The 26,965-nt window shown below is 47.5% G+C and carries 24 protein-coding genes; 11 read left to right on the forward strand and 13 right to left on the reverse strand.

Translation table 11 applies throughout. The features are described 5' to 3' along the window. Positions 1 to 436 precede the first annotated feature (436 nt). The 4 genes from QGP82_RS33940 (at position 437) to QGP82_RS33955 (ending at position 6,299) form a co-directional block, all read left to right on the forward strand. The gene (locus QGP82_RS33940) at positions 437 to 2,683 is read left to right on the forward strand and encodes a hybrid sensor histidine kinase/response regulator (protein WP_499062245.1); all 2,247 of its coding nucleotides are present in this window, start codon (positions 437 to 439) and stop codon (positions 2,681 to 2,683) included. A gap of 142 nt (positions 2,684 to 2,825) precedes the next feature. Then, on the forward strand, positions 2,826 to 5,012 hold the full coding sequence (locus QGP82_RS33945; protein ID WP_163665445.1) for a CHASE2 domain-containing protein: 2,187 nt from the start codon (positions 2,826 to 2,828) through the stop codon (positions 5,010 to 5,012). A gap of 56 nt (positions 5,013 to 5,068) precedes the next feature. Next, positions 5,069 to 5,473, forward strand: coding sequence for a peptide-methionine (R)-S-oxide reductase MsrB (gene msrB, locus QGP82_RS33950; RefSeq protein WP_163665443.1), 405 nt, complete (start codon positions 5,069 to 5,071; stop codon positions 5,471 to 5,473). A gap of 13 nt (positions 5,474 to 5,486) precedes the next feature. After that, the gene (locus QGP82_RS33955; RefSeq protein WP_163698679.1) at positions 5,487 to 6,299 is read left to right on the forward strand and encodes an alpha/beta fold hydrolase; all 813 of its coding nucleotides are present in this window, start codon (positions 5,487 to 5,489) and stop codon (positions 6,297 to 6,299) included. A 170-nt stretch (positions 6,300 to 6,469) separates the two neighbouring features. Here QGP82_RS33955 and QGP82_RS33960 read toward each other — a convergent pair whose 3' ends face one another. From QGP82_RS33960 to carA, 5 genes are all read right to left on the reverse strand, one after another. Continuing rightward, a complete protein-coding gene (locus tag QGP82_RS33960; RefSeq protein WP_163665439.1) occupies positions 6,470 to 6,736 on the reverse strand; it encodes a DUF1816 domain-containing protein in 267 nt (88 codons plus the stop codon). Positions 6,737 to 6,801: 65 nt separating this feature from the next. Continuing rightward, positions 6,802 to 7,782 carry a 23S rRNA (guanosine(2251)-2'-O)-methyltransferase RlmB gene (gene rlmB / locus QGP82_RS33965; RefSeq protein ID WP_163665437.1) on the reverse strand — a complete coding sequence of 327 codons (981 nt, stop codon included), beginning with the start codon at positions 7,780 to 7,782 and terminating at the stop codon, positions 6,802 to 6,804. Positions 7,783 to 7,946: 164 nt separating this feature from the next. Continuing rightward, positions 7,947 to 8,411 carry a Mini-ribonuclease 3 gene (locus tag QGP82_RS33970; protein ID WP_163665435.1) on the reverse strand — a complete coding sequence of 155 codons (465 nt, stop codon included), beginning with the start codon at positions 8,409 to 8,411 and terminating at the stop codon, positions 7,947 to 7,949. 81 nt (positions 8,412 to 8,492) lie between these two features. Then, on the reverse strand, positions 8,493 to 8,831 hold the full coding sequence (locus QGP82_RS33975) for an STAS domain-containing protein (RefSeq protein ID WP_006515003.1): 339 nt from the start codon (positions 8,829 to 8,831) through the stop codon (positions 8,493 to 8,495). A 201-nt stretch (positions 8,832 to 9,032) separates the two neighbouring features. Beyond that, the gene (gene carA, locus QGP82_RS33980) at positions 9,033 to 10,205 is read right to left on the reverse strand and encodes a glutamine-hydrolyzing carbamoyl-phosphate synthase small subunit (RefSeq protein WP_163698677.1); all 1,173 of its coding nucleotides are present in this window, start codon (positions 10,203 to 10,205) and stop codon (positions 9,033 to 9,035) included. 102 nt (positions 10,206 to 10,307) lie between these two features. Between carA and QGP82_RS33985 the strand changes: the two genes are divergently transcribed. Continuing rightward, a complete protein-coding gene (locus QGP82_RS33985; RefSeq protein WP_499062247.1) occupies positions 10,308 to 11,225 on the forward strand; it encodes a retropepsin-like aspartic protease family protein in 918 nt (305 codons plus the stop codon). A 187-nt stretch (positions 11,226 to 11,412) separates the two neighbouring features. Then, positions 11,413 to 12,342, forward strand: a complete 930-nt coding sequence (locus tag QGP82_RS33990; RefSeq protein WP_499062248.1) for a cobalamin-binding protein — start codon at positions 11,413 to 11,415, stop codon at positions 12,340 to 12,342. A gap of 110 nt (positions 12,343 to 12,452) precedes the next feature. On the opposite strand, the gene thiL is transcribed toward QGP82_RS33990, so the two are convergent. Next, the gene (gene thiL / locus QGP82_RS33995; protein WP_250565634.1) at positions 12,453 to 13,457 is read right to left on the reverse strand and encodes a thiamine-phosphate kinase; all 1,005 of its coding nucleotides are present in this window, start codon (positions 13,455 to 13,457) and stop codon (positions 12,453 to 12,455) included. Then, positions 13,454 to 14,593 carry a peptidylprolyl isomerase gene (locus QGP82_RS34000; RefSeq protein WP_163696840.1) on the reverse strand — a complete coding sequence of 380 codons (1,140 nt, stop codon included), beginning with the start codon at positions 14,591 to 14,593 and terminating at the stop codon, positions 13,454 to 13,456. Before QGP82_RS34000 ends, thiL begins: the two co-directional genes overlap by 4 nt. 213 nt (positions 14,594 to 14,806) lie before the next feature. On the opposite strand from QGP82_RS34000, the gene efp reads away from it, so the two are divergent. From efp to QGP82_RS34015, 3 genes are all read left to right on the forward strand, one after another. Beyond that, on the forward strand, positions 14,807 to 15,364 hold the full coding sequence (gene efp, locus QGP82_RS34005) for an elongation factor P (protein WP_163665419.1): 558 nt from the start codon (positions 14,807 to 14,809) through the stop codon (positions 15,362 to 15,364). Positions 15,365 to 15,488: 124 nt separating this feature from the next. Further along, the gene (accB, locus tag QGP82_RS34010; protein WP_163696838.1) at positions 15,489 to 15,989 is read left to right on the forward strand and encodes an acetyl-CoA carboxylase biotin carboxyl carrier protein; all 501 of its coding nucleotides are present in this window, start codon (positions 15,489 to 15,491) and stop codon (positions 15,987 to 15,989) included. A 477-nt stretch (positions 15,990 to 16,466) separates the two neighbouring features. Beyond that, the gene (locus QGP82_RS34015) at positions 16,467 to 16,829 is read left to right on the forward strand and encodes a hypothetical protein (protein WP_163665415.1); all 363 of its coding nucleotides are present in this window, start codon (positions 16,467 to 16,469) and stop codon (positions 16,827 to 16,829) included. 215 nt (positions 16,830 to 17,044) lie between these two features. On the opposite strand, the gene QGP82_RS34020 is transcribed toward QGP82_RS34015, so the two are convergent. Together QGP82_RS34020 and QGP82_RS34025 are read right to left on the reverse strand one after the other, a co-directional pair. After that, the gene (locus tag QGP82_RS34020) at positions 17,045 to 17,980 is read right to left on the reverse strand and encodes an FTR1 family iron permease (protein WP_163665412.1); all 936 of its coding nucleotides are present in this window, start codon (positions 17,978 to 17,980) and stop codon (positions 17,045 to 17,047) included. An 85-nt stretch (positions 17,981 to 18,065) separates the two neighbouring features. After that, on the reverse strand, positions 18,066 to 18,986 hold the full coding sequence (locus QGP82_RS34025) for an isopenicillin N synthase family dioxygenase (protein ID WP_499062249.1): 921 nt from the start codon (positions 18,984 to 18,986) through the stop codon (positions 18,066 to 18,068). 186 nt (positions 18,987 to 19,172) lie between these two features. Here QGP82_RS34025 and QGP82_RS34030 point away from each other — a divergent pair, with 186 nt between their 5' ends. Next, entirely contained in the window at positions 19,173 to 20,084 is a 912-nt protein-coding gene (locus tag QGP82_RS34030) for an FG-GAP repeat domain-containing protein (protein ID WP_499062250.1), read from the forward strand. Between the two features lie 550 nt (positions 20,085 to 20,634). Further along, on the forward strand, positions 20,635 to 21,462 hold the full coding sequence (locus QGP82_RS34035; protein ID WP_499062372.1) for an Rpn family recombination-promoting nuclease/putative transposase: 828 nt from the start codon (positions 20,635 to 20,637) through the stop codon (positions 21,460 to 21,462). 35 nt (positions 21,463 to 21,497) lie between these two features. Here the strand turns inward: QGP82_RS34035 and QGP82_RS34040 are convergent, their stop codons facing one another. From QGP82_RS34040 to QGP82_RS34055, 4 genes are all read right to left on the reverse strand, one after another. After that, positions 21,498 to 21,686 (reverse strand): hypothetical protein, encoded by a 189-nt coding sequence (locus QGP82_RS34040; protein WP_499062251.1) that lies wholly within the window; start codon positions 21,684 to 21,686, stop codon positions 21,498 to 21,500. A gap of 210 nt (positions 21,687 to 21,896) precedes the next feature. After that, on the reverse strand, positions 21,897 to 22,241 hold the full coding sequence (locus tag QGP82_RS34045; RefSeq protein WP_499062252.1) for a hypothetical protein: 345 nt from the start codon (positions 22,239 to 22,241) through the stop codon (positions 21,897 to 21,899). A gap of 221 nt (positions 22,242 to 22,462) precedes the next feature. Then, positions 22,463 to 22,699 (reverse strand): alkaline phosphatase PhoX, encoded by a 237-nt coding sequence (locus QGP82_RS34050; protein ID WP_499062254.1) that lies wholly within the window; start codon positions 22,697 to 22,699, stop codon positions 22,463 to 22,465. A gap of 197 nt (positions 22,700 to 22,896) precedes the next feature. Continuing rightward, a complete protein-coding gene (locus QGP82_RS34055; protein ID WP_499062255.1) occupies positions 22,897 to 26,817 on the reverse strand; it encodes a two-partner secretion domain-containing protein in 3,921 nt (1,306 codons plus the stop codon). Positions 26,818 to 26,965: the final 148 nt, after the last annotated feature.

The raw sequence follows: 26,965 nt of genomic DNA on the forward strand, positions 1-26,965 counted from the left end.
GTTTTTAATCCGTCACTATGCTTTTGGTTTCCAGCTAACGTTAGTGATATTTAAGCTTTAGGGATCAATACTGGTTTTATCGTTAAGGAGTTGAGGGACCTTAAAATGCTGGTGATATGTTTTCTAGGCTTGTCAGAAGCTAAAGGTTCTGGGGCAAGCCCTGCTTAAAGAAACATGGTTTTTAGAAAACTATGTTCACTGTTTTTCACAACAGTATCAGCTTGGTTAAATATGTTTTCTGATCCATGTTAGGAGGTGTTTACTCTTTTTAGAGAGTAGTTAATAACTGAGCGTATTACAGCATTATGACAATGATAATAGTCAGAACAGATTTGCTTATGGGAAACACCATTGTAGGAGATCCTGATGTGTGTGCTTTGCTTTGTGGCTATTTCAGTCGTTTCCAGGTTATCGCCCTTACAAATAGTCAATAACTATGTCTGGTTTCTCCTCAGCCTTAGAGTATCAAAGCATACCGCATCATGTTTTTGAACAGGTGCGAAGGAGTCTCTCTGGGCTGTTGACAGACGATGAATATTATCTCTCTGAGCAGGATTTAGACAATGGTCAATTGCCTGTGGAAGCTGATATCGCCAAGTTTTCGCTGTTTTCGGTAGGGCAAATTAATGGTTTGCTCATAGCTCAACCTGGTGAAGTAAATCATTATCTAGTTTGCCTTTGTACCGATCCGGTGGCGATTGATCGTTTTTTATCTCTGCCTTGGCTAGTCCAGGGATTGAGTGGTTCCAGTCAAGATACCATAGGGCAACTGCAGCAGCGGTTAAATCGGTCTGTCGCAGAGCCATTGTCTGAAACCTATACCTTTGAGAGTCAGTACCTTATTAACTTAATGAATCAGCTTGTGCTGGATGTGAGTGATCTAGCGCAACGTTATCCAGATCCGTCCCTATCATCGGCTACTATTCTGCAGCGTATTGTTACCCGTTTACAGCAGTCAGAACCACTGGCATCCTTGATTCAATTAACTCTAAATGAAGTCTGCGAATGGTTGTGTCTTGACCGGTTATTTGTTTATCAAGTTGCTAATCCCCCTCCCAAACCTGAACAGTCGTTGTTGCAGAATAAGGAGGGTAATGTCTCGTCTTGCATTACCTACGAGGCACGTGGGCATCCATCTACGGAGTCTGTTCTCTATCGTTCCGACGCCCATTGTGTGTCGGATGCGTCCTGTGCTGAGCGATATGCCCAAATGTCTCAGGCAGCAGGGTATATCGCGATTGAAAACATAGAAAAACACTATCAAAATCACCCATGTTTGCTCAAACAACTCAAACACGTTAATGTCGCATCTCAGTTGGTAGTGCCTATCTGGCTGGGCGATAGATTGTGGGGGTTATTGATCGCCCATCAGTGTACCAGTGAGTCAGAGAGGGCATCTCAAAAGCTGCGCCATTGGCAACCATGGGAAGGGCAGTTTCTGGTTAAGGTTGCAGAACATATCGCCATAGCGATTCGTCAAAACGATTTGCAACAACAACTCCAGTATCAAAAACTGATGCTTGAGGCGCAGGTTGAGGACCGAACCCAGAACCTTAATGATACATTGATGGCTGCTGAAGCTGCTATCAAAACTAAGAGTGAATTTTTGGCCACCATGAGCCATGAGCTCCGGACGCCATTGACCTATATTATTGGCATGTCGGCCACCTTATTGCGCTGGTCTTTTGGAGAGTTGAGTCCTCGTCAACGTGATTATCTCAACACCATTCACAGTAGTGGAGAACAGCTATTAGACATTATCAATGACATTCTGGAAGTCGCTAAAATTGAGGCGGGACGTACTGTCCTTGAGATTAACAATTTTTCCCTATCTAATTTAGCCCGCAGCAGTCTAGAGAGTTTTCGGCAACAGGCTCAGTCTAAAGAGGTAGATTTACGAATAAATTTAAGGCTGTCGGAAAGTGAGGACAATTTTTGCGCTGATCCACGTCGAATACGTCAAATTTTAGCCAATTTACTCAGTAATGCTGTTAAATTTACCGATGCCAATGGGCGAGTTAGTTTACGGGTTTGGCGTGATCCACAGAATGTCATGTTTCAGGTGGAAGATACTGGGATTGGTATTCCTGAGGCGCAGCAGGCGGTTTTGTTTGAAACATTTAAGCAGTTAGAAGCGGCCCGTCAGCGTCAGTATCCTGGTGCTGGTCTGGGGTTAGCGCTCACTAAACAACTTGTTGAACTGCATAATGGCTCAATTCAGGTGGTTTCCACACCGGGTAAGGGGTCCATGTTCACCGTGCGGATTCCGCTACAGCATCCAGACGTTCCATCTCACTCCTATCAAAGTGTTGAACCGATTACTGGTCGGATTATTCTGCTGGAAGATGATGAAAGTAGTGCCAGTTTAATTTGTGATTTATTGACCGCTGCCAACTATCAGGTAATTTGGGTGATCGAAGGGTCGCGAATTGTCCACCAGGTAGAGATTTTGCAGCCTGTAGCCATTATTCTCAACCACCATTTAGTCCGTGGGAATAGTCAATATATTGTGGATGATCTCAAGCACTACGTGGCTACATCCGGAATTAAAGTGATTTCGTTGATGCAGGCTGAGGATATGGCAGCCGAGGGTGAACTTTCTATGGATGGCTTTGATGATTACTTGGTGAAGCCTATCCATCCACCAACGCTGCTCAGTAAGATTCAGGCTTTACCTGGTTAGGTTGCATGGCTGTCCCAGGCATCGTTATTTGCCCTAGGTACAGTCAGTTGAACTGGTATGGTTATTAGGCTTTCGGGGAATATGCCAGGTAAACTGTCTATACTGTTGGCTCCATAATTCAGCCTGGGTACACTCTCCAAAATTGCTGGATAATGGGACGCGCAACTATCCGAATGCTGCGGAAGATTTACTCCAGCAAGCTGTTCAGGGGCTGCTAAAGCTGATGCTAGGCCAGGTTCTTAAGGAACGCTATCAATTAGTCAGAGTGCTGGGGGCAGGTGGCTTCGGGCAGACCTATGTGGCTAGGGATTTATTTCAGCCCCAAACACCTGAGTGTGTGGTTAAACAGTTAAAGCCAGCGAGCAATGATGCCACTTTCCTCAAGGTTGCGCGGCGGCTGTTTGATACGGAAGTGTCTACGCTCAGGCGTTTAGGTACCCACAGCTGTATTCCTAAACTACTAGATTCTTTTGAAGAGCAGCAGGAGTTTTATCTGGTTCAGGAGTTGATTGATGGTGAGTCTTTGGGAGATGAAATTCGTCGTGCGGGACGGCTAAGCGAAGACCAAATCATTACCTTACTACAGGAAACCTTAGGGATTCTTAAATTCGTCCATGATAATCGCGTTATTCATCGTGATTTGAAGCCTGATAATCTAATTCGACGTAAGAGTGATAATAAGCTGTGCCTGATTGACTTTGGAGCCGTCAAAGAAATCCGTACCCAGTTGGTCAATAGTGAATTGACGAGTCTAACGGTCGGTGTAGGCACACAAGGGTATACCCCCAGTGAGCAACTGGCCGGTAAGCCGCGTTTGAGTAGTGACATTTTTGCCTTGGGAATGACGGCAATCCATGCATTAACTGGGCGAGCCCCTACAGACTTACCGGATGATATGTCTTCCCTGGAGCTGCGTTGGGAAGAGTATGCCAATATCAGCCCGGGGCTCAAGTATTTATTGAAAAAGATGGTGCGTCATTATTTCTATCAGCGCTATCAATCTGTTGCGGAAGTACTCTACGATCTGGGCCATTTAGATGAATTGGCTGAAAAGGCCGATCAGCTGACAGTGGCAGAGACGTTTTTGCCCCAGGCAACGGTCTGGCAGCCATCCCGCAAGGAGAGTATTCGGGCCGTTGCGATCGCAACGGCTGTAACCAGTGTCCTAATTCTCGGTTTTCGTCAGCTTCAAGCTTTTGTACCTTTAGAACTACAGGTATATGACGGTTTGGTGGCCTATCAGCGGGATTTAGGCCCCGATCCCCGCATTCTGCTTGTTGGGATTAACGAACAGGATCTCAACAATCAGCAGCGTGATAGTCCGTCCGATCAGTCAATTGCCGATGCCCTTGAGATTATTCAAAGCCATCAGCCAGCCACCATTGGTTTGGACCTGCACCGTAATTTCCCCATCGGTGAGGGACGAGCGGCGTTGGCTCGTAGTCTGACCGCTGACAACATTATTGGTATTACCAAGTTAGGGGACTTTCAAGGCGAGAGGATTCCACCCCCTCCGGAGCTGAGACCTGAACAGGTGAGTTTCAATGACTTTCCTTTGGATCCGGACGGTAAAATTCGACGTAATCTTTTGTATGCCAGCCTCAGCACTGACGAAGACGCCGAGGTCCATATATCATTTGGCCTCCTGGTGGCCATGCATTATCTAGAAAAGCAGCATGGTTTGCAGCCCGCACCCGGGGACAGGGAAGATGAGTTTTTAAAGCTGGGTGACACGGGGTTCAAGCTAATGAATTCCACTTTCGGTGGCTATCAATCGGTGGATGCAGCCGGATATCAAATACCGATTACCTATCGTTCACCGACGCAGTTGGCCCAGCGAGTTTCATTGACTGACATTCTGACAGATGCGGTTGATCCTGAGTTGATTACTAACAAGGTGGTTTTGATTGGCACGACAGCCTACACCAGCACTGACAAATTTTTTACCCCCTATACCCTGCGTAGTGATATCAGCGATGAGAATTATTTAATGTCAGGGGTGGAGGTGCATCTTCACATGGTCAGTCAGTTTTTAAGTGCTGTTTTAGATGATTACCCACTGCCCTGGGCCTGGCCGGACGGTGCAGAAATTGCCTGGATTATTGTTTGGGCCAGCGGCGGCAGTTGGCTTACCTGGCAATTGCGTAAGCGACGTTATTTACTGCTCGCCTATGGCATTGGGGTAGTTGCGATCGCAGGAACAACGGTTCTGTTCTTTTTAACCAATGCCTGGGTGCCAGTTGTTGCGCCCTTAGCAGCTTTTACTGTCGCCAGTGGCAGCCTCTTAGCCTATCGTCGTTATCGCCAGCGATATCCCCGCTTAAGATAGACCGGAATCTGCGTTAGGATCAATGAGTAGCTGTAACCGACTTTCTGAGTAAAAACATGGTGGAGAAAATTCAAAAAACAGACGCAGAATGGCAAGCACAGCTCACCCCCGAGCAATATCAAGTGGCTCGCAAGCACGGTACAGAGCGAGCGTTTACCGGTAAGTATCACGACAACAAAGCAGCCGGTATCTACAACTGCGTCTGCTGCGGGGCCGAACTCTTCTCGTCTGAAACCAAGTACGATTCTGGTACAGGTTGGCCTAGTTTTTGGGCTGCCAGTAAGGCCGAAAATGTTGCCACAAAGCGTGACTTTAGTCTCTTTATGGTGCGCACCGAAGTGCTATGTGCTGTGTGTGACGCCCACCTGGGTCACGTTTTCTCCGATGGACCTCAGCCCACTGGAGAGCGCTACTGTATGAACTCAGCCGCCCTTGATTTTGTGCCGAAGGAAAACGCCTAGTTTCCCTTTGTTTATGGAGTTAGCGGTTGACTATTGTGGTCGGGGCATGCCCATCGTGTGCCTCCATGGCCATCCCGGCACGGGGCGCTGTATGTCAGTGTTTGCGGACTATCTATCGCCTCATTTTCAGATTATTGCACCAGATTTGCGTGGTTATGGTCGCAGCCGTGCCACCCAACCCTTTACCATGGAGCAGCACCTGGATGATTTATCGGTGCTGCTAGACCGTCTGGATCAGCCCTGTTTGTTGTTGGGATGGTCCCTTGGCGGTATCTTGGCCATGGAGTTAGCCCTGAAACATCCTGCACAAATTGCCGGTTTAGTTTTAGTGAGTACTGCCGCCAGACCAGCGGGTCGTCATCCATCCATTAGCTGGCAAGATAACCTACTGACAGGGATTGCGGGGGTAATTAACTGGTTAATTCCAGGCTGGTCATGGAATATCTCCACCTTTGGTCAACGCTCACTGTTTCGCTATTTGATCTCCCAGCATAGTGCTCAGGCCTATCGATATCTCGCTAGGGAAGGCACACCCGCCTTTATCCAGACATCGACCTTGGCAAATCGAGCTTTAAACACCGCGCTGAGGCAAGGGTATAACCGTTTGGGAGAATTACACCGCATTTCTCAACCTTGCCTGATGCTAGCCGCGGCTAATGATGTGCACATCACGCCAGAGTCTAGCCAGGAAACAGCCGTTATCTTGCCGAATTGCGAATGTCGTTTGTACGATAATGTTGCCCATTTAATGCCTTGGGAAATAGGACCGCAGCTGTGTAACGACATTGGTCAATGGTTGCAAACCCATGAATTTTGGCAGGCTTAACGAACGCTATACCTGAATCGCGGATGGCGCTGTTATTTTGAACAAAAAGGCTCGTTCCCTCATATGTCAGAATATTTTGACTAACAACAAAAGGTGTTTGGTTACTGCGCCAAACACCTTTTGTCAAAACCTACTGAGCAAATTTCTTGTAGTTTTTTTAGCCTAACCCGCTAGTTGTTATAAACGGGAGTTACATTGCTAGGCTCCGTATATTCCACAGTCAAGTGTGCGGGTTCGGCACAGCACTTAATGGCAACGTCAATTTGTTGTGCCCCTTCCTGCTCTAGATCTTCAATGTAACCCCCTTGATATTGGGTTGCCTCACGTTCTGTATCAAATGGACCAAAATAATAAAGACAGCGAGGTTGGGATGTGGAAATTTCAACCCACCAAGGCTTTGAAAATGAGCTAAAAAGATTACTCAAAAAGCTTTTCATAAAATGAGTACCTGTTGTTATTAAAAATCCAGCTTACGAGCAGCCTAAAATTGCGCTTATAACATTTATACAGTGTGATTTTGATCCCCGCCAAGATTAATAGTCGGTAATTTTTCTAACCATCGCTGTCGATAAATCTCATACAGCACCATACCTGTTGCGACTGAAGCATTCAAACTGGGAGTTTTGCCAGCTAGAGGGACAGAGACTAAAACATCGCAAAGATTTTGAATCGATAGGCTGAGACCCGGACCCTCTGCACCGATGGCTAGCACTATCGGGCGATCAAACTGGGTTGTATGGACTGCTTGCCCTGCTTCAGCAGCTGTTCCATACACCCAAAACCCTGCATCTTTAAGTTGTTCTAAAGCACGTCCCAGGTTAATAACTCTGGCAACGGGTAATGTTTCCAAGGCCCCGGCGGCAACCTTTGCGACCGTTGGCGTGATCCCCACGGCGCGTCGTTGAGGAATGACCACACCCTGGGCACCTAATGCTTCAGCTGTGCGAATAATGGCTCCTAAATTATGGGGATCGGTAATGCTATCAGCCGCAACAATGACTGGTTGACGGCAGGCGGCTTTGGCTTTGGCCACCAGGTCATCCAGCTCAATGTAGCTGTGGGACGCAATTTGCGCCACAATGCCCTGATGATTTGCCCCCTGGGTGAGCTGGTTAAGCCGTTGGGTATTGACCTCATCGACGACGGCACCGTTGGCTTTGGCATCTAGGATTAGCGGGCGAAAGCGAGCATCAAATACGAGTCTGGCATTGACCCACAGCCGATTGATGGGACGCTCATTTGCGATCGCAGCTTCTACTGAATGACGTCCGTATACTAAATCTGGGCGTTCCTCTTGCAAGGTCTCTGCTGGGGGGGTGGAACGAGGCTTGGGTGGTCGCCCTGATGCATCCTTAGGACCGGGTCGTCGCTTTTTAAATGGCTTGCTGGATGTCTGCTTAAAGGATGGTTTAGCATGTCCCTTCCGCTGAGGACGAGATTTGCCTTTGGCCGGACGTGGCCGATCGGACGACGGTTTAACCATGGGTTAGGAGTAGAAGCGGAGTCACATCATACCGCTTAGTTGTTGTTTGGGGGAGTGGGGAATAGGGCGTGGGGCGTGGGGCTATAGAGGAACTGGCAAGGGATAGATGCTCCTAAGGCAATTGCCTTAGGAGCGTGAGCTTCGTAGCTTTTCACGTTAAGAGACTACTGGAGAGTAGAGGTAACGCTTAAGTTCTTGAGTAACTCACATAGCCGAGGTTGGTCAGTGATGTAGAGATAGCCAACCAGGGCTTCGAATGCAGTTGACTGTCGATATATTTTTGCTGACAAACGTCTTGGGGCTTTAGACGTAGCATTGCGTCCCCGTCGAACAATGTCAGCTTCCACATCGCGTAAGTGAGGCGTTAACTGTTCAAGATAGGCAGCCTGCTGTTCAGCCTTTACCTGGCTTACCACCTGCTGATGAAACATCTGTATCCGCTGGGGTGGCCATAAAAACTGCATACGAACATAGAGCTCGAACACAGCATCACCGATATAGGCCAAGGCTATCGGTGGGACAGACTGCACCTGCTGGAACTGGAGAGCACCCGGTGAGAATATCTCTGTCAGTTGACTTGAAGTAGGTAGCGGGACCTTGATGTCGTTAGCGCCATCATGACTGTCCATCAAAACCTCCCGCGCTTAAACACTCTAATGAGTAAGCACGCCATGGGTCTATGGCGTTCCAAATCGAGCCCACGGTTGCGATCAAGAATCCTTGAGATTCTCAAGGGCAGTGTCAACGTTGGGCTGTAACGAAAGAAACTGTTCCAGACGGACAAGCTTTACCGTCTGAGTAACGCGAGCATTCGTTACCACTTGAACACTACCGCTTTCACCCTTTGCTTTTTTCACCAGCTGCACTAGGGCACCTAGGCCCGAACTGTCGACAAAATCAATCGCCGATAGGTCGAGGATAATATGGGTGGGGCCTTCTTCAATGTACCGATTCAGAACCTTACGAAATGTGGGTTCTGAAAATGCATCTAATAGACCAGTGAGGCGAAATATTTGACATTTCCCCCTAACATCACGGGTGCCTCTCAAACTTACGGTTAGGGTCAGCGACTCAGCGATAATAACCTCCTAAAGGCAATAGATACGGCAAAATCAGACGTTTAATTTTAGGTCAGGATCTTTCCGACTGCAAGGAAATTAAGTGAAACGTAAATGCACTTATCCAGGGTTAACCGAGGGCTAATTTCGGACTCATCTGGGGCTTTTCTTTCACTTAATGGAAAATATAGATTACCCTACACCATTGCTGCGATGATCAAGCATAAGGGTAACGAATTTTTCAAATAAATAATCTGCGTCATGGGGTCCGGGACTGGCCTCTGGATGATACTGCACTGAAAAGATGGGCAAGGTTTTGTGTTGTAGACCAGCGACAGTCTGATCATTGAGATTCAAGTGGGTTACTTCAACCTCTGTGGCTGGAATTGTATCAGCATTGATGGCAAAACCATGATTCTGACTTGTAATTTCTACCTTTTGGGTGAGACCACAGGGTTGATTTAAACCTCGATGTCCAAATTTGAGTTTGAAGGTTTTTGCGCCAAGGGATAGCCCTAGGATCTGGTGTCCCATACAGATGCCAAAGGTGGGCAACTCGCTATCTAACAGTGCTTTGACTAGAGCTGGAGCAGATTCTACAGCTGCCGGATCGCCTGGTCCGTTAGACAGGAAAATACCGTCGGGTTTATGCTTAAGAATCTCTTCTGGCTCTGTATCAATAGGGACTACGATGACGCGACAGCCATGGCTGGCTAAGCGGCGCAGGATATTACGTTTGATGCCAAAATCAATGGCGACCACCGTCAGAGGTGTAGCCGTCCTATCATGGGCGGTAGATGTGGTAGATGTAAATTCCCAATGGGTATCTGTGGGCTCTGTCCATTCATAAACTTCGGTGGTGCTCACCTCCTTTACCAGATTTAACCCTTCCATACTGGGGATGAGTTCAAGTTGCTGTAGTAACCGTTCAGGGTCAAGAATTTCACTGGAGATTGCTCCATTCATGGCACCTACCGTTCGTAGTTTGCGGGTGAGGGCACGGGTATCGATGCCATAAATGCCTGGAATGTTGTGCTGTTTTAGGTGGTCAGGTAGAGATGTGGTGGAGCGCCAGTTGCTAGGACACTCACAAATATTTTTTGCGATCGCACCATTCACCTGAGGAGTCGCTGATTCATCGTCCTCATTATTAATTCCGGTATTGCCCAATTCCGGGTAAGTGAAGGTGACAATTTGTCCGCGATAGCTAGGGTCGGTCAATACTTCTTGATACCCTGTCATGCCTGTATTGAAGACAATTTCGCCCACTACTGTACCGGTGGCTCCAAAGGACCAGCCACGAAAAACTGACCCGTCAGCTAATACTAATAGGGCTGGTTGTGAGCTAGTGGAAAAAATAGACATGGGTTACAACAGGGAAATAAACGCGGTGCCTTCCCACCCAGAACACGTTGGAACATGATGGGGACCCGTACCATCCTAGAGGCCATGGGGAACTTTTGAACAATGCTTGAGAAAAAATGCATCAGAATTCTTCAAATTCTCTGTCTAGGGACCCTAGCGGCCTGTCAGATTAGTCCAGTATCAACCGACACTTTAGAGAGAACAGAGAGGGAAACAGCCTCCGTCCCGGTTCAAATGAGTGCTTCGGTGGAGTCCGATGAAACTAATAATAAGGCTGGTATTGAACCTGATGCCGCTAATGCTGCAACTGTTCCAGCGAGCACAGCGGAACTATCCACAGCCTATCAAGATGCCATTAACCTGGCATCTAGTGCTTTTAAATTAGGTCAGCAGGCCACATCTCCAGATGATTGGGATTTAATCGTTGGCCGTTGGGAGCAGGCAGTTCAAAAACTTCAGGACGTACCGGCAGGCGAGCAAAACTATGCAGTTGCCCAAACTAAACTGAAAGACTATGAGCGTAATTTAGCTCAGGCAAAGCAGCGTTTGGCCGATCTCAAGCAACCCCCAGCCGAAATAAGTTTAAACAGGCCCACACCCATTGCTAAGGATTCTACGGTGGCAGTGGCGACTGCTCCTGTAGCCGCCACTGCCACCGGGGTAGCACGTGTGCCGATTATCCAGCGTCGTGGGGGTACCCCCGTCATTGCGGTGAACTTCAATGGCAGACGATATCCTATGATTTTGGATACCGGAGCCAGCCATACGCACATTACCCGATCCATGGCCAATGATTTGGGTATTAATGTGGTTGGTCAGGCATCGGTGGCAACGGCCAGCAATAGTCGTGCCGTTGTTGATGTGGGCTATGTAGAGTCCATTAGTGTTGGCAACATTACCCATCGCAACCTGCCCGTGAGTATTGGTGATGCTGTGCCTATTGGGTTGTTAGGAAATGATGTCTACAAAAATTTTGATGTCATTTTGCAGGTGAACTCTGTAGAGTTTCGGCCCCGTTAATTCTGCAAAGGCAAAGGGGTCTTCCCCCTGAGGGTCGATTCCCATGTCATGAATGTTAGAGCTGATATAACCTGAGTGTAGGAATATAAGGACAATGATTAGATGCCTTCATATTCCATCACCCCACCCGATACATTGATTCTCCTTGTAGCTTTTCAAAAGCTAATTGTTTTACCAACGCGCTGCCATGTCTGAGCTTCGCATCGTTTCGCTAATTCCCAGCGCTACAGAAATTGTTATCCACCTAGGATTTGGAGAGTCACTGGTGGGTCGTTCCCATGCCTGTGACTTTCCGCCGGAGGTGCAGAAATTGCCAGTGTGTACGTCCCCGAGTTTTCATCCCACTGGCAAAAGCCAAGAAATTCATGACCGGGTCAGCGAACTGCTGCATCGAGGGCTGAGTGTCTATAACGTCAATGTGGAGAGGCTACAGGAGCTGCGTCCCACACACATTTTGACCCAAGACCAATGTGAGGTTTGTGCTGCCAGTCTGTCCGATGTGAAAAAGGCGGTTGCCCAGATCATTGATCCCCAGCCTGAAATTATTTCTTTAAAGCCTCAAATCTTAGCCGACCTGTGGGACGATCTCCGGCGGGTGGCAACATCATTAGATGCAAACAATGGAGATGCGATCGCAGATCTCACCATTGCGCAACTCCAGGGGCGACTCCAGGAGTGCTTGGCAAAGGTGCCAGCCAAGTTACCCCAACCCACCGTTGCCTGTCTAGAGTGGACCGATCCGTTGATGGGGGCAGGCAACTGGGTGCCAGAATTAGTGTCCATGGCGGGCGGTCATCCTTTATTTGGGAAAGTGGGGCGTCATTCTCCCTGGCTGCCTTGGGACGATCTCAATGCGGCTGAGCCAGATATATTAGTGGTGATGCCCTGCGGTTACGATCTGCAACAGGGCCGTCAATCGGTGGATCAGCTCACCCAAATGTCTTCCTGGCAAAATCTAAAAGCGGTTAAAGATGGCCGTATCTTTTTGGTGGATGGCAATCAATACTTCAATCGACCGGGACCCCGTTTAGTGGATTCTCTGGAGATTTTGGCGGAGATTCTGCACCCGGATGAGTGTTCCTTTGGGTATGCGATGAAGGCGTGGAAAATTTATTAGGGGTACAAGAGTTATTTGTTATTGGTCCTTGGTTATTCGTTAGTTGCTGTTTGTTAAGTATTAGCCTAATTGCGGCAATCAACTAATAACCAATAACTAGGAACTAGGAACTAAGTACTAAAGTGCTGATATCCCTGCCCTTGATCCAATCGAATATTAGGCCCATGGTTCACATCGTCAATGAGTCGAATTTCATTGGCCGCAGTGGTCTGACCAATAATCTGACTGCCAGGTAGTTTGTTGACAAAAGCCTTGGCAATATCTGGTGGTAGGCTCAGCAACAGCTCAAAATCTTCGCCGCCGTAGAGGGTCCAGTTTTCGGCGGTCGGTTGCCCGACTGCTTCGGTTAAACCGGGGGGAATCGGTAGCTGCGATCGCAAAACTTTTGCCCCCACCTGACTCTGATGGCAGATTTGAATGACAGCGTCTGCCAGACCGTCGCTGGTGTCCATGGCAGCGATATTGCCGAAATCTTGTAGCTGTAAGTGTAGGGCTGCGATCGCGTCAAACCTGGGCACAGGTCGTTGGTGAGCTTTAATCCATGACTGGGCTGCCGAGCCTGATCCCTTGAGTTCATCTAGTTCATCTAACAGTAGGGCTAAGCCTGCACGGGAGGCTCCATGAATACCGGTAGTCACAAGGGTTTGGTTGACTTGGGCGCGACTGCGATAAATAGCTTGATGCTGGGGGACGATACCTAAGGCGGTAATGGCTAAACTGCGCTGGTTGCCTCGGCAGAGGTCGCCACCGATAATGGCACCGCCGTATTTTTCTAAACAGTTATGCATCCCCTCATATAGCGCTTCGACCCAGCCCCAAGGTGTAGCTGGCGGTAGGGTGAGGCCGATAGTGATGCCCATGGACCTGGCACCCATGGCTGCCAGGTCCGACAGGTTAACGGCGACGGCTCGCCAGCCGAGGGCATTGGGGGATAGGGTGCGATCGCAAAAATGTACCCCCTCAATTAAGACATCTGAGGTAACCACTAGCTGTTCACCAGCCGGTAACGACTGCACAGCACCGTCATCACCAACGACGGCTGCGCAATACTGACGCAGCCGTTTGAGGATTTCGTGCTCACCTAATTGAGCAAGGGTGATGCCAGCGGTGCTCAAACCTTTGGTTCAACCAAATTATCTAAACCATTCACCACCTTAGCGGAGATGATTTTGCCGCCCTGGCGGCCCATGTGATCCAGGGCATCCTGTCCTTCAATGGTGTAGCCAAATACCGCATAGCGACCATCCAGCAGATTGAGCCCGGCGGGTGTTAACTCTGGCTCAAATAAGAAGAAAAAGAATTGGGACGATCCTCCATCTGGCTCAGACTCAGGACGGGCCATGGCCAGGGCACCAAACGAGTTAAACGGTAGTACAGGCTTTTCTAGAAAACGTCCTAGTTCTTCCAGTGTGGCTCCATAGGTGGGTTTTTCATCACCTTCCACCAAAATTTCTAGCGGAATAGCACGATATTTCTGGGTTTTTGGATCAATAAACCCAGCTTCAGGACCGTCTGGGTCACCCGTTTGTAACACATAGTTTTCTTCAGCTCGGTCAAAGGTCATGCCGTCATAAAAACCCCGCTTCACCAAGTCCACGAAGTTGCCCGCAGTAATGGGTGCACTGTAACCGTCAACAACTACGATTACGGGGCCTTCATTGGTCTTAAATTCGATGGTGGCGCGACCTTTCAATTGAGGAAGGTTGTCATACTCGGTCGGTACTTCGTAGGGAAAGCCCTTCACCATTAAGTATTCCAGGTCACCGATGGTATTGAGGGTGACTCGTCGACTTGCCCACAGGGTTTCTAAGTCCTTGGTTTTGACCGCCTTCTCCATTACTTCCAGTTGACTATCCATCTTTTCCAGCAACGGGTCAGCCATGGAGCGCCGCTCTTCAGGAATTGCTTCGACAATGGCCGCACGCTTACGATGAATTAGCTTTGACGATTGGTAAATATCCCGCTTTGCTCGGCCCCACTGTTTTGTACGTAATGCATAGTTCAAACCTTCTAACTTATCCTGAACCTTTCGAATCTCAGGACTATCAATGGGTAGGGCATAGCGTAATAGAGCATTAGGGTCAGTAATGGCATCACCAGGGGGTAGATAAGCAACTGGTAAGGCTACTGAAGGGATGGGACCAGCCTGGGCAGACGGCACTAAAAACCAACCCATGCTGAGGAAAAAACTAAAACCGACGCCTAAAAGACCCGCAAGAGCGGCCTGAAAGCTGTATTGAAAACGAGCCATAGTTGTAAATTAACGACAACGGCGTGACAAACCTTTACGATCTTGCCATAGTGTGGCTCGTCTCAGATAGTTCCTGTTAGGGAGCTAAACGTCTTGTACCCCCGACTGCATTGGCCATACTATTCAACCGTACGGGGAAATGACCACTGGGCTGTACAATAAGGGCCGACTATCAACCCCTGACTATCAACTAACCTACTGTCTGCCAGCACCATGATTTCTAGTAACGATTTTCGTACCGGCACTAGCATTGAACTTGATGGCTCCGTGTGGCGAGTGGTGGAGTTTCTCCACGTAAAACCTGGGAAAGGGGCAGCATTTGTACGCACTAAGCTGAAAAATGTGCAATCGGGTAGCGTTGTTGAGCGTACCTTTCGCGCTGGGGAGACCGTTCCTCAGGCTATTTTGGAAAAAAGCGTGATGCAGCACACCTATCGCGATGGTGAGCAGTACGTGTTTATGGATATGGAAACCTATGATGAAGCCCAGCTCTCGGCAGAGCAGATTGGGACTCAGGTGAAGTATCTCAAGGAAGAAATGGAGGTTACCGTTCTGCGCTGGAATGGCCAGGTTTTGGAGGTCGATTTGCCGAACTCGGTCGTTTTAGAAGTGACAGAAACGGATCCTGGTGTGAAAGGGGATACAGCGACTGGCGGTACCAAGCCTGCAAAAGTTGAAACCGGTGCCCAGGTGATGGTACCTCTGTTTATCTCAATTGGTGAACGCATCAAGATTGACACTCGTAATGATTCCTATCTCGGTCGAGAATAGGTTTGGGGGGTGCTCAGTGCCCTATGGTTAGGTTTTGCAATTTTTGTGTCTATTTCAATGCTAGATTGCCTTAGTTAGGTTCTGTGGGTTAGGCGTCTCTAATCGTTTATTTGGAGTGTACATAGTGGATTTGGATTTTAGTGAGCTTCGTCAGCTAGTTGCCGCTCTCGATCAAACGGATATTGCTGAGCTGACGCTTAAAAATCCTCAGTTTGAGCTCACCCTGCGTAAAGCGACTGCTCCCAGTCAATCGGTGGTACTGTCTTCGGATGCTACTGTATCTGCTGCTGCTATACCGTCCGTTGCACCAATGATGGCATCGCCACCTGCTACAGGTGCTGCTGCTACAGAGCCCGCTGCACCACCTGTGTCTAGTCCATCCGATTTGTATGAGATTACGTCTCCCATGGTGGGCACCTTTTATCGTTCTCCAGCTCCTGATGAGTCTCCGTTTGTCGACACAGGCGATCGCATCAAACCCGGTCAAACAGTCTGCATCATTGAAGCGATGAAGCTGATGAACGAACTGGAAGCTGAAGTATCTGGTGAGATTGTAGAAATCTTAGTTCAGAACGCTGAACCGGTTGAGTTTGGTCAGCCCCTGATGCGAGTAAAGCAGAGTTAATCGGCGGGGGATGGGACGCACAGCACCTGGATAGGGTTTTTAATAATCATGGGCGTTGCTGACCTCTGGGTTAGCTTTACCGGTGGTGTGCTTCTTAACAACCGACCCGTTTATAGAAATATTTTTGCACACAGTAACTTAATAATTTGTCTAAGGTGTATGGGGAAATCTCTTGATTTTCTGCCTACTTGTCTGGATTGCTATGATGTAGACTACCTAGAAAGGTTCTGCCTTTAGTAGACTTGGGCATTCTTTACACAGATGCCGGTCTATTGCAGGTACTTAGTTTATGCCTTAGGCAAGCCACTAAACTAGCTCTATTCAATTAGTTTTTCGTTCAAGAAGGAGGTGTGCCCTCGGTAGAGATATGCCAGATGTCCAGCTCTAAAGCCGCTTAGTTAAATGGGTTTAACAACCGTCGTTAAACAAACAGGTGGTACGTGTACGGCATTGTGTATTGATCAAAAGGAGAGAAGCATGCAAGATACCCCTCGACAGCTCATTCAACGTGAATCAGAGTCCCGCGCCTGCAAAGCTCCGAAACAAACACGGCTCTACAAACGCTTAGAAGAAGCTCTCCACAGTGGTAGTGAAGTCTGGTTTCGAATGCCAGGAACACGATTAGTCGGCATTCCTATTTATTTAGACAGTGACTACGTGGAAGTCGTAGATGTGGATGTCGCAGAAGGTTATGAGGATGATGAATTACCAGATGATCCTTATCAACGGACGGTGTGGCTGATTCGTTTAGCTGAGATTAGTGCTATTTCCTACGCGACAGATCGCTGGTCGAAGGATCGATTTGAGCGATTATTAGACCAAAGTGACTCTGAACAATAGCTTTAGGACCTTCTAAGGAGAGAAGTAAAGGTATTGCTGATCATCGGGATGACCTTTAGCAGCAATGGCTCTAGCTCGGTTCATCCCCTAAATCAGCAATTGTGAAGTGAATTGGTTTGAGCTTTGGTTTTTTTTAACTACCTCTAAAGACCTGAAGCTCAAACCTTGTTTATGCTTAATGGTTATTTGGAAAATGTTTTGTGCTAGGTTTCTTCTCAAGCTGATGGAGAAACTGACGTAGTGTGAGAGTTTTTTGAATTAGTCGGCTGATTGAGAGTGCGGAAATAGCGGCTACCGATGACTAGCCAGAACAATACATAGGCGAGTAACTGTAATAGGTAGATGCGATCGCGATAACCCAGCAGCACTTTCAAAACAACGCCTGGAAATTCTTTATCTGGCAAGATTTGGCTAGTGTTCCAGATTTGAGGCCCCAATACACAAGACTGTTGAAACCCAAGACAGAGGTCAACCGATAAGCTGTTGAATTGACTAATAGTGGCAAAGGTAATATCGATGTTGCGGAAAACTGAAACTACCAGGCCTGAGATAATTAACAACAGCAATACACCCATAACTTGAAAAAACAGCTTCAAGTTAATGCGAATGCCCCATTTAAATAATCCAAAGCCAATGAATGTTGCTCCCAACAGCCCCATAACAACTCCTAATAAGTTGTCAGTTAATGTTTGGGACTGGGTAAACAAGAATAAAACTGTTTCAAATCCTTCTCTTAATACCGCGATACAAACCAAACTAAAAATACTGAGACCTGCAGATTCATTGCCAAGGGCATTGGTGACAGTTTGATTAATCTCTGTTTTAAGGGTTCTGGCCTGGCGGGTCATCCACAGCAGCATCCAGCTCAGCATAATAATGGCGATACTGCCAAACAGAATGCCCAGGATCGGTTTCAATAGAGCTTCAGCATTAGGCATAACATACTGCACCTGCTGCAGTCCTAAGCCTAAAAATGAGCCTATTAAAATGCTGCCTATTATCCCAGCAGCCACGCCTCCAAAAACCCATTGATTTAGGTCCATTTTGCCAGCCTTATTCAGGCAGGCTAATACAATCCCGACCACTAGTGCGGCTTCTACGCCTTCACGTAGGGTGACGATAGCGACTGGTATAGCGGAGGCAATGTCCATGGGGTAGTGGAAAATGTTGAGCATAAAGCTTGGATGGTATCTATTATGCCGTGTTGCTGTAATCTGCCCATGCCTGATTGTACTGTCAGGCTAATCCTATTTCCTGAAGGCGTTGCTGTAGATATTGTCCGGCTGTTTGGGTGGGAAACTTAGGTGTGCCGCCTGTGCGTTTGATGCAATTGGGGAGCGGTGTGAGATCAAAGTCTGGTTGTGGATGCATAAAGAATGGCAGCGAAAATCGACGATCTCGACCATCCATATTGACCACTCGATGCGTTGTGCTTTTGAACACGCCATTACTCAAGGCCTGCAGCATATCTCCAGTATCCACAAGAATCTGACCTGGCAAGGACTCAATGGCAAGCCAGCTGCCGTCTGCTTGCAAGAGTTCCAAGCCAGGTCCGGTGGATTCACATAGCAGGGTGATCAGATTAATGTCCTCATGGGGAGCCGCCCTCAGACTTTTGGGAGGGATAGTCTCTGGTAACGGTGGGTAGTGCAGTATTCGTAAAATGCTTTTTCCTTGCCTAGCCTCTTTATCAAAGAAGTTTGCGGGCAAGTCTAGATAAAGGGCACAGGCTTTTAATAAGTCAGCTGCGCAGGCTTCTAGCTCTCGATATAGCGCTGACATTAACGGCTGAAATGTCGGTACTTCTTGGGGCCAGGGGTTGGCCAGTTCTGCTTCACGCCCCACATGCCAGAACTCTTTGAGATCAGGAGCATCGCTATCTTTTGCATGTTCTTGACCAAAGCGAGTAAAACCACGCTGTTGATTAATGTCTGGTCGTTCGTAGTTTTGTTTAGTCGCTTCTGGCAGTGTAAAAAACTTAGCTGCCGCATCATAGGCAGACTTAATTAAACTGCCCTCAATGCCATGGTTTTCTAGAGCAAAAAAGCCCACAGTTTCTAACGCTTGGCCCAAGGCGAGGACGAATTCCTGCTGTTGGCCAGGTGAACCATGGAGGAACGTTTGTCGGTCTAAGGCAGGCAGGATGGCGGTGGTCATAAAAACGGAGAAGGCAGAAGGGCACAGAGTAAAAGCATAGAGGGTGAGCACTGCCCACCCGGCTAGGACGCTTAACTATAAAGGTCAGAATAAATTCTAGGAAAAAGGCTCTTAGGTAATGAAGTCTAATGTGGGGAAATATAGCCTGGCGATAGATATTGCGCCAGAAACATAGAACATTTAGCTATGAAACAGCGACTCAACCTATTAGGTCTATTGAGCATTGGCGTGTTAGGGGTTAGTTTATTCGGCCTAACCTCATCAGTCAAAGCTCAGTCCACACTACGTTTGAATTACGATACGTCATCTTTTGAAAATCTACAGCTGACAGGGCGCGATATTGGAGTGCGAGTTAGCTACACCCACCATAGTGAAATGGATGAGCAGGATGAGAATAATTTGAGCTATCAGCTGCTTTATGAGGGTGAAGAGCAAGAGGCTGTGGATACCTTAGCTTGGACATTTGCTGAGTTTCAGTTGCAAGATTTAGATAGCGACGGCACCGAAGAAATTATTGTGCGTAACTATTCTGGGGGTGCCCATTGCTGTACGAATACAACAATTCACCGCTGGACAGGTGAAGCATTTGCCAGTGTAGAGACTGGTTATCTAGATGGGATAGGTCCTGATATTGCAGATGTTAACGGTGATGGCTATGTGGAAATGGCTGTGCCTCATCAGGCGTTTCTCTACAGGTTTGGCAGTTACGCTGAGTCATTCCCACCGGTGATGTTTTTCACCTATCGAGATGGGGAACTGGTAGATACTACACGACAATTTCCAGAGCGAATTCGAGAACAAATAGAGACTTTGCAAAGTGTCTTTGTGAGAGTTCGAGAAGAGGATGATTATGTGTCTAATAGTTTGTTGGCTAGCTATGTGGCTCAACATGCTGTTTTAAATGAAGACTTTGATGCTGCCTGGCAGTTTATGCTCGACAACTATGATCGTGAGGCTACCTGGGGGCTACAAATCTATGAAGATGGCGAACAGGTGGGTACACATCCGGATTTCCCGACGGCATTGCGGGCGTTTTTAATTGAAATCGGTTATTTGGGTGAGAATGGATTGCCGATTAGCGATCGCACATCTCGCTAGCGGTTTTTCATGGCAGACACTGGATATTTCGGGGTAAGCACAAGGCATTACCCCTACGATTTTGTCCATTGGGATTTGGGGTTCCTGACTACGGAAAATTTCCAGAATCTGGGCAAAGTTCATTGTATCGACCCAAATAGGTATGGCTTGGATTTTGGTGGGGTAGCTGACAGCCTTGACAGGCCCCAACCCCCCAATACTGGGGGCTTTTAAGTTTATTTAAGGTATTCTATTTCCTACAAGGATTAACGTCGTTACTTATTTGTTTGTGGTTCGGCGATGCCCAATCTGCGTGCTGTCATTCTTACTGCATTACGAGTTGAATTTGAAGCTGTACGGGCGTTTTTGACCAATAGCCATGAGGTGCAGCACCATGTTATTGGTTTTCGTATCGTATGCAGTGCACGTAGGTGCAAATTTCAATTTCCAAGCCAGGTCCAGCTCTGCTGCTATAGTCAGGGTTGCCCAGTTATAGACTGAACAATAGAATTTCAGCCTGTAACTGGATTTAGCTAGAATCAAGGCAAGTCAATCCTCCCGACTGCCAGTGATGAAGTTTATCGATCCTAAGACAGACTTTGCGTTTAAGAAAATCTTTGGCTCTGAGCAAAGCCATGACATTTTGATTAGTTTCCTCAATGGGATTCTTTATGATGGGGCGAGTACGATCTTAGATCTAGACATCCTTAACCCCTACCAGGCCCCAAAAATCGCTGGGGTAAAGCAATCCTATCTAGATGTCAAGGCAAGACTGGCCACGGGTGAAACGGTAATTATCGAAATGCAGGTACTCAACGTCGAAGGGTTTCAAAAGCGGATTTTATACAATGCAGCCAAGGCGTACTCCACACAATTGCAAACAGGTCAGGGATATCCATTGCTCAATCCAGTGATTGCCCTGACGATTACCGATTTTGAAATGTTCTCTGACATTGATGCAGTGATCTCTCGCTTCGTTTTGAAAGAAAAACAATATTTAGTTGACTATCCCATTGATGATCTAGAGCTGGTCTTTCTGGAGTTACCTAAGTTTCAGCAATCGTTAGACGTGTTGACCACCCTTACCGATAAATGGATCTACTTTTTACAACATGCGGATGACTTCAGTGTTATACCCACACCGATGGGGGATATACCTGCTATTCACCAAGCTTTTGAAATGGCCAATGAAGCCAACCTGAGCGCTGATGAACTTGATGAAATCGAGCATCAGTCTATCTTTATTCAAGATCAGCGGGGGGCGATTATGTTAGCGGCCAAGCAAGAAAAACAGAAAATTGCAGCGCGCTTGCTGAGCAGTATGACTGATAGTCAGATTGCTGACGTGACAGAGTTGTCTTTAGCAGACATTCAAGCATTGCGAGAGCAAAGCGAATAATAAGGAATATAGGCTCTATGGTTACTCAGCCAGCGTCAAATCCAGCAAACATTTTCTATGATCGACGCAGAGAAACCATCCAGTTTTTTTAGGATTGCAGCGGCTTCTTTAGCAATTGATAATGCCCACTGATGCCTGCACTTTAATTCATATTCTTTTTGCTCGGCACGCTTTTGAGCCGATTGTCGATACAGGCACATTTTTTGAGCATCAATCGAAGCCATACATTTGGTTGGTATTCTGACTTTTTCTAGAACTCATATGACAATCATTCTATGTGGGAAAGATTGTCATATGCCAGCTCCAACAAATAAGGGTGCTCAGCTGAGCACCCCTACAAAGCTTGCTATATCACAGAATTTCTGAATCAGAATCTACTTCCGTCGTACAACGACTACAGCAGGTTTTGCTGGATCATTAACGCCTTTCCCAGGTCAGTTGGAGTCAACCGGAACTGTCCGTTTTTGCATAAATTCTTCACCTGTGGTGGTCTTCATTGCAAAATCACGGACTTCGGATGCACCATCCTTGCGAACACCATTCTTCTCATCGGGATGTTGCACCGCTAAGAAGAGACCTTCTTCCTCGTTAAAAGGACACGTGCATTCACTTTCCATGGGACCGATGCCAAAGGGATAGGCATTCCCTGCATCAGGACCTGATGTGAGAATAAACCAGATCGAGTTGTTGTCAAAAACACCGCGCAAAGCACCTAGATCCACAGGCTTGCCATCCTTCATATGGCTGAATATGGCCTGATTGTGGCTGCTGGTGGACATATCTGTCACCCCAGACATTGCCGGATTTATCTAACTCGATGTTGTTGGGGTTAGAGAAGCCCATGTCATCATTAGCTGGTTAGCCACCCATGGCAAGTTTGGACCAATTGAAGGTCATTGATGCTGGATCATTGCCAGTTTCTTGGAGTTTGATAATCCAATCAAATCCATAGGGTGCTTCACCGTTGGGACCCACAAATATCTTGGCATCGGGGCCACTATCACCGCCAGGGGAGCCAGACAGCGTTAAATTTAGCCCCGTAGAGCATGCTATCAATCAGCAGGTTAGAGTTGTCTTTGGGATCGGTAATGGTGCCAGTGCTGATACCCGCCACCGCATGGAAGCTCACTGCCTCATGGCGATACCGCTCCAGCCAAGTATGCTTGGTACCGTAATCATTGGGATTAGCGGGATCCACCTCCACCATCCAGCCGTACTTATTACCGGCGAAGCCCATGACGCTGCCGCTGCCGTCCATATCTACGGCAATGGAAAAGACACGATTGGATGGGGCTAAGGAAGATCCATCAGCAATGAAAAATATACCTTAGCATCCCATTGTCTATCGGATACCTCCATGGGGGCATGGTTATTCTCGTTCGACGTATTCGAATAGATTGATATCCCGCCGTAGGGGCATTGCATGTAATGCCCCTATCGGTCGGTATGACATGCACGTCCGAGCACCAAACGCCCGTCTGCCAGGCGATAGGTACCCTGGGGTTCAGCGACTGCGGTTTCTGTCGCGGCAGGTATAGACTGCACAGTTTCCAGACTATAACTGCTTGAAGAATTGCCAGGTTGTTCTCTTAAGCTGTCGCTACCTGTGATCGTAAAGCTACTGTCTGTGTCGTTGGTGCGCACAACACAGCTGTTGGCTACCAAGGTTTCAGGATTAACTAAATTGTCGGGTAGTTCGCTGAGACTGTCTTCAATAAAGCTGACATCAGCAAGCGAAATAGTTCCAGAGGCGATTCCACCAGTGGCATTGATGTCGACGCGATCGTTGTTATCTAAGGTTCGCGGGTCAGTGCCAGGTGGTGAAAATTGAAAGTTTTGGCCAAAGAAAGCTGTTTCACTCAGGTCTACGTCACCACCACGCCCATCAGCGGCAAACGCAAGAATATCACTGTCATCCAGGCCAACTAAGGCGTTGGCCCTAATAGTAATATTACCGCCGTTGTTTTCACCAGAGTTCACAAAAGTCTGAATGTCGCTATCACCAAAGAGAAAAATACTACCCGCATCAATCTGGATTTGACCACCAGCATCTTGCTCAGCATTGGTTGCGATTGTCCCGCTACTTGCTATAAGACTATCATGAATCGTAAGTAAAATATTACCTGCTATACCTTGCCCTAGACTGCCAGAAAATAGAGCTGCACCATCATTAACTTCAACCTTCTTTGCCACTAGGCGAATATTGCCTCCAATTCCCTCACCACTAGGTGCAATACTGGTAAACACTCCACTGGGGCCATTATTCCTGGGATCAGTGCCTTCAAACTGTGCTGTTTCTTCAATTACAAGAATCAAACCACCTGCATTTCCTATGCCAGAAGTACTGGCACTAAGCTGTGCACCTTCAAGCACTTCAAGATTACGAGCGCGAATGCGCACATCGCCTCCAGTGCCCTTACTGTTAGGTTCAATGCCGCTGAATGCTCCGCTAGGGCTACCATCCCTTGGGTCACCACCTTCAAACCGTGCTGTTTCTTCAATGACTAGAATTACGCTGCCTGAATCACCTATGCCGCCAATAGTGCTTGCGCTAAGCTGTGCACCTTCAAGCACTTCAAGATTACGAGCATGAATACGTACATCGCCTCCAGCGCCCTCACCATTAGGTGAAATACTGCTAAATGCTCCACCAGCTGCACCATCTATAACGTTACTACCCTCAAATTGTGCAGTTTCTTCAATTGTGAGAATTATGTTACCTGCATCACCCATACCAAAAGAACTCGCACTGAGTACAGCGCCCTCTAACACTTCGAGATTACCAGTCCGAATATGTATATCCCCACCAGTTCCCTCAGCATTAGGCTGAATACTGCTAAATGCTCCACCAGAACTACCATTGGTAGGATTAATACCCTCAAATCGTGCTATTTCTTCAATGACTAAAATCACGCTACCTGCATCACCTATGCCGAAACTGCCTGATCCGAGTTGAGCACCCCCTACTACTTGGAGATTGCGAGCGCGAATGTACACATCTCCGCTACTACCTTGACCATCTCTTCTAACCGCACTTGAAACTTCGCTAGGGAAACCATTATTGGGATTAATACTCTCAAATCGCGCTGTTTCTTCAATGACTAAAATCACACTACCTGCATTACCTATGCCAGAAGTATTCGAATTCAGTTGAGCACCGTTCAGCACCTCAAGATTACGTGCATGAATACGCACATCTCCACCAACTCCCTGACCATTGGGCGCAATGCTACTAAACGATCCGCTAGCGCTACCATTCCCAGGGGCGACGCCCTTAAATCGCACTGTTTCTTCGATTACGAGCAGCACATTACCTGCACTACCAATGCCAAAGACACTAGAAATAATCTGAGCTCCCTCAAGTACATCAAGGTTGCGAGCATGAATGTGGACATCTCCACTTGAGCCTGCTCCGTCAGCCTGAATACTATTAAACACGCCGCTCATACTTCCTTCAAAGCGAGCTGTCTCATCAATCAAGAGAACAACGCTGCCTGCATTTCCGATACCAACGGTGCCTACCCTGAGCTGAGCACCATCTAGCACCTCGAGATTACGTGCCTCAATGTGAACATTGCCTCCTATCCCTTGGCCATCAGGCCCAATAATACTGGATGCTCCGCTGCCACGACCATTTCTAGGATTACTACCTGAAAATCGAGCTGTTTCCTGAATATTGAGAATGATATCTCCGCCCTGACCATTACCGAAAACAACACTATTGAGCTGTGCACCGTTCAATACATTTAGGCTATTCGCTGTAATTTCAACATTGCCAGAGTTGCCAGTTTCTCCTGGAATTAAATTAGCAGCTGCAGCAGTTGCACGAGTTCCGTCCAAGCCATCAAAAGTAACTATGCCATCGGCAATCAATACAATATCTTGTACATCAGCTGTAGAGGTTATAGAAATAGCGCTATTCAAAACATCGATATTGTTGCGGGCATCTAGATAAACGGCTCCACCTACTCCAGAAAAGTTCTGAGCATTGATACCAAAGCCTCTCTCTCCTTCACCAGTAATCAGAATATTACCGTCAGACAAATTCTCATTCGGCTCGTATTGATTTGTAAGTAGAACAAGACCATTTGCGCTCTCTAGAGCCACATCTCCTAATGAGATATTGGCATTCATAGGTGTTTGATCAGCAACGGAATCATCAGAAAAAGAATCTGTATTGCCATTAAAACCAGTTAAGAGAGTCAACGGAGGTGTACCAATTGCCTCTGGCCTCACACCTGCTCTGACATCCAACGTTGGCTGTGCGCTACCATCAACTTCAACAACCGTTCCATCTGACAACATAATCGTCTCTCGTAAAAAATCAACATCTAAATTGGTACCTTCCGTTGCAGTAATCTCTGCAGTTCCGATTGTCACCGAGCCACCAGCCAAAATATGCAACGACGAACCGCGATAGGTGCCAATTCTCACATCTCCCAAAGTTCTTACAATCGGATCAATTGGGCTATAAAGCTTTCCGTCCGATCCATCCAGTCGTTCTACTCGAAAATCACCACCGCTCAAATAGTGGGCATCACCGCTAACTCTCTCCGCTGAGCGCAGCACCATATCGCCATAGGAAAACAACCCACTATCCGGATGACTCAACGCCACAATATCCACCTGCTGATTTCCCTGCACCAGCAACTCATCGCCTGCCAGGGCGATAAACGGCACTTCTGCCGTATCACGAATTCTGATGCCGTCTGTTGCCAACAGCGACACATCTCCCAATGCAGTTACCTGATTCTGTAAATCTAAACTCTTTCCTACCAGCACCAAATCCCCACCAGTTGCCAGTGCCCCACGATTGACGATATCTCCTGCTGTCAAATAATTCCAAAATGCCACACTGGGATTAACACTCAGTAACCCACGCTGATCGGGAGCAACGGCACTAAACACCTCACCGCCCACATCCACACCATCAGCCGTTGTGCCATAAAACGACCCCTCAATATCCAGCTGAGCATTCTCACCAAATACTAATCCGTTGGGATTAATCAAAAACAGACTGGCAGGTCCATCCACTCCCAGTGTGCCAAAAATCTCCGACGGATTCTCTCCCGTTACCCGACTCAAAATCGACTCCACATCCGCAGGATTCACAAAATAAACCCGCTGACCATCGGCTACATTAAACTCACCAAAGCTGTGAAACAAATTGCTACCCCGCAGCGCACCCCCATCGATTAAATCAGCGAGTTCTCCTTCCATCAGCTGCTCGGGAATTAAGCTAGAAGACTCTGTTCCCAATGTAGTATCAGGCACAATCTGCGCTTGAGTCCGAGAGGGAAGCAGAAACGAAGTAATCACCAACAAAAGCCATAGCTTCCCACGGTTGAGAGACATCTAGGTACACCCAAAACAGCCGAAATTAGCAAAAGTATATGGGTATAACCGTGGTTAAAATCAATAATTTTTCTGAGTAAAGAGTGATCCCAAATCCGAATTCATTAAACCCGATTAAAAATGGATGATCCTGTAGGGGCACTCCCTT

This window comes from Leptothoe sp. LEGE 181152, from assembly GCF_032906605.1.
Lineage (GTDB): Bacteria > Cyanobacteriota > Cyanobacteriia > Phormidesmidales > Phormidesmidaceae > Leptothoe > Leptothoe turfae.

What these genes read in the sequence shown, in the direction of transcription:
- QGP82_RS33940 (WP_499062245.1), top strand. Translation starts at nt 437, where the DNA reads ATGTCTGGTTTCTCCTCAGCCTTAGAGTATCAAAGCATACCGCATCAT.
- msrB (WP_163665443.1), top strand. Translation starts at nt 5,069, where the DNA reads ATGGTGGAGAAAATTCAAAAAACAGACGCAGAATGGCAAGCACAGCTC.
- QGP82_RS33955 (WP_163698679.1), top strand. Translation starts at nt 5,487, where the DNA reads ATGGAGTTAGCGGTTGACTATTGTGGTCGGGGCATGCCCATCGTGTGC.
- QGP82_RS33960 (WP_163665439.1), bottom strand. Translation starts at nt 6,736, where the DNA reads ATGAAAAGCTTTTTGAGTAATCTTTTTAGCTCATTTTCAAAGCCTTGG.
- rlmB (WP_163665437.1), bottom strand. Translation starts at nt 7,782, where the DNA reads ATGGTTAAACCGTCGTCCGATCGGCCACGTCCGGCCAAAGGCAAATCT.
- QGP82_RS33970 (WP_163665435.1), bottom strand. Translation starts at nt 8,411, where the DNA reads ATGGACAGTCATGATGGCGCTAACGACATCAAGGTCCCGCTACCTACT.
- carA (WP_163698677.1), bottom strand. Translation starts at nt 10,205, where the DNA reads ATGTCTATTTTTTCCACTAGCTCACAACCAGCCCTATTAGTATTAGCT.
- QGP82_RS33985 (WP_499062247.1), top strand. Translation starts at nt 10,308, where the DNA reads ATGCTTGAGAAAAAATGCATCAGAATTCTTCAAATTCTCTGTCTAGGG.
- QGP82_RS33990 (WP_499062248.1), top strand. Translation starts at nt 11,413, where the DNA reads ATGTCTGAGCTTCGCATCGTTTCGCTAATTCCCAGCGCTACAGAAATT.
- QGP82_RS34000 (WP_163696840.1), bottom strand. Translation starts at nt 14,593, where the DNA reads ATGGCTCGTTTTCAATACAGCTTTCAGGCCGCTCTTGCGGGTCTTTTA.
- efp (WP_163665419.1), top strand. Translation starts at nt 14,807, where the DNA reads ATGATTTCTAGTAACGATTTTCGTACCGGCACTAGCATTGAACTTGAT.
- QGP82_RS34015 (WP_163665415.1), top strand. Translation starts at nt 16,467, where the DNA reads ATGCAAGATACCCCTCGACAGCTCATTCAACGTGAATCAGAGTCCCGC.
- QGP82_RS34020 (WP_163665412.1), bottom strand. Translation starts at nt 17,980, where the DNA reads ATGGACATTGCCTCCGCTATACCAGTCGCTATCGTCACCCTACGTGAA.
- QGP82_RS34025 (WP_499062249.1), bottom strand. Translation starts at nt 18,986, where the DNA reads ATGACCACCGCCATCCTGCCTGCCTTAGACCGACAAACGTTCCTCCAT.
- QGP82_RS34030 (WP_499062250.1), top strand. Translation starts at nt 19,173, where the DNA reads ATGAAACAGCGACTCAACCTATTAGGTCTATTGAGCATTGGCGTGTTA.
- QGP82_RS34035 (WP_499062372.1), top strand. Translation starts at nt 20,635, where the DNA reads ATGAAGTTTATCGATCCTAAGACAGACTTTGCGTTTAAGAAAATCTTT.
- QGP82_RS34040 (WP_499062251.1), bottom strand. Translation starts at nt 21,686, where the DNA reads ATGGCTTCGATTGATGCTCAAAAAATGTGCCTGTATCGACAATCGGCT.
- QGP82_RS34045 (WP_499062252.1), bottom strand. Translation starts at nt 22,241, where the DNA reads ATGTCCACCAGCAGCCACAATCAGGCCATATTCAGCCATATGAAGGAT.
- QGP82_RS34050 (WP_499062254.1), bottom strand. Translation starts at nt 22,699, where the DNA reads ATGGGCTTCGCCGGTAATAAGTACGGCTGGATGGTGGAGGTGGATCCC.
- QGP82_RS34055 (WP_499062255.1), bottom strand. Translation starts at nt 26,817, where the DNA reads ATGTCTCTCAACCGTGGGAAGCTATGGCTTTTGTTGGTGATTACTTCG.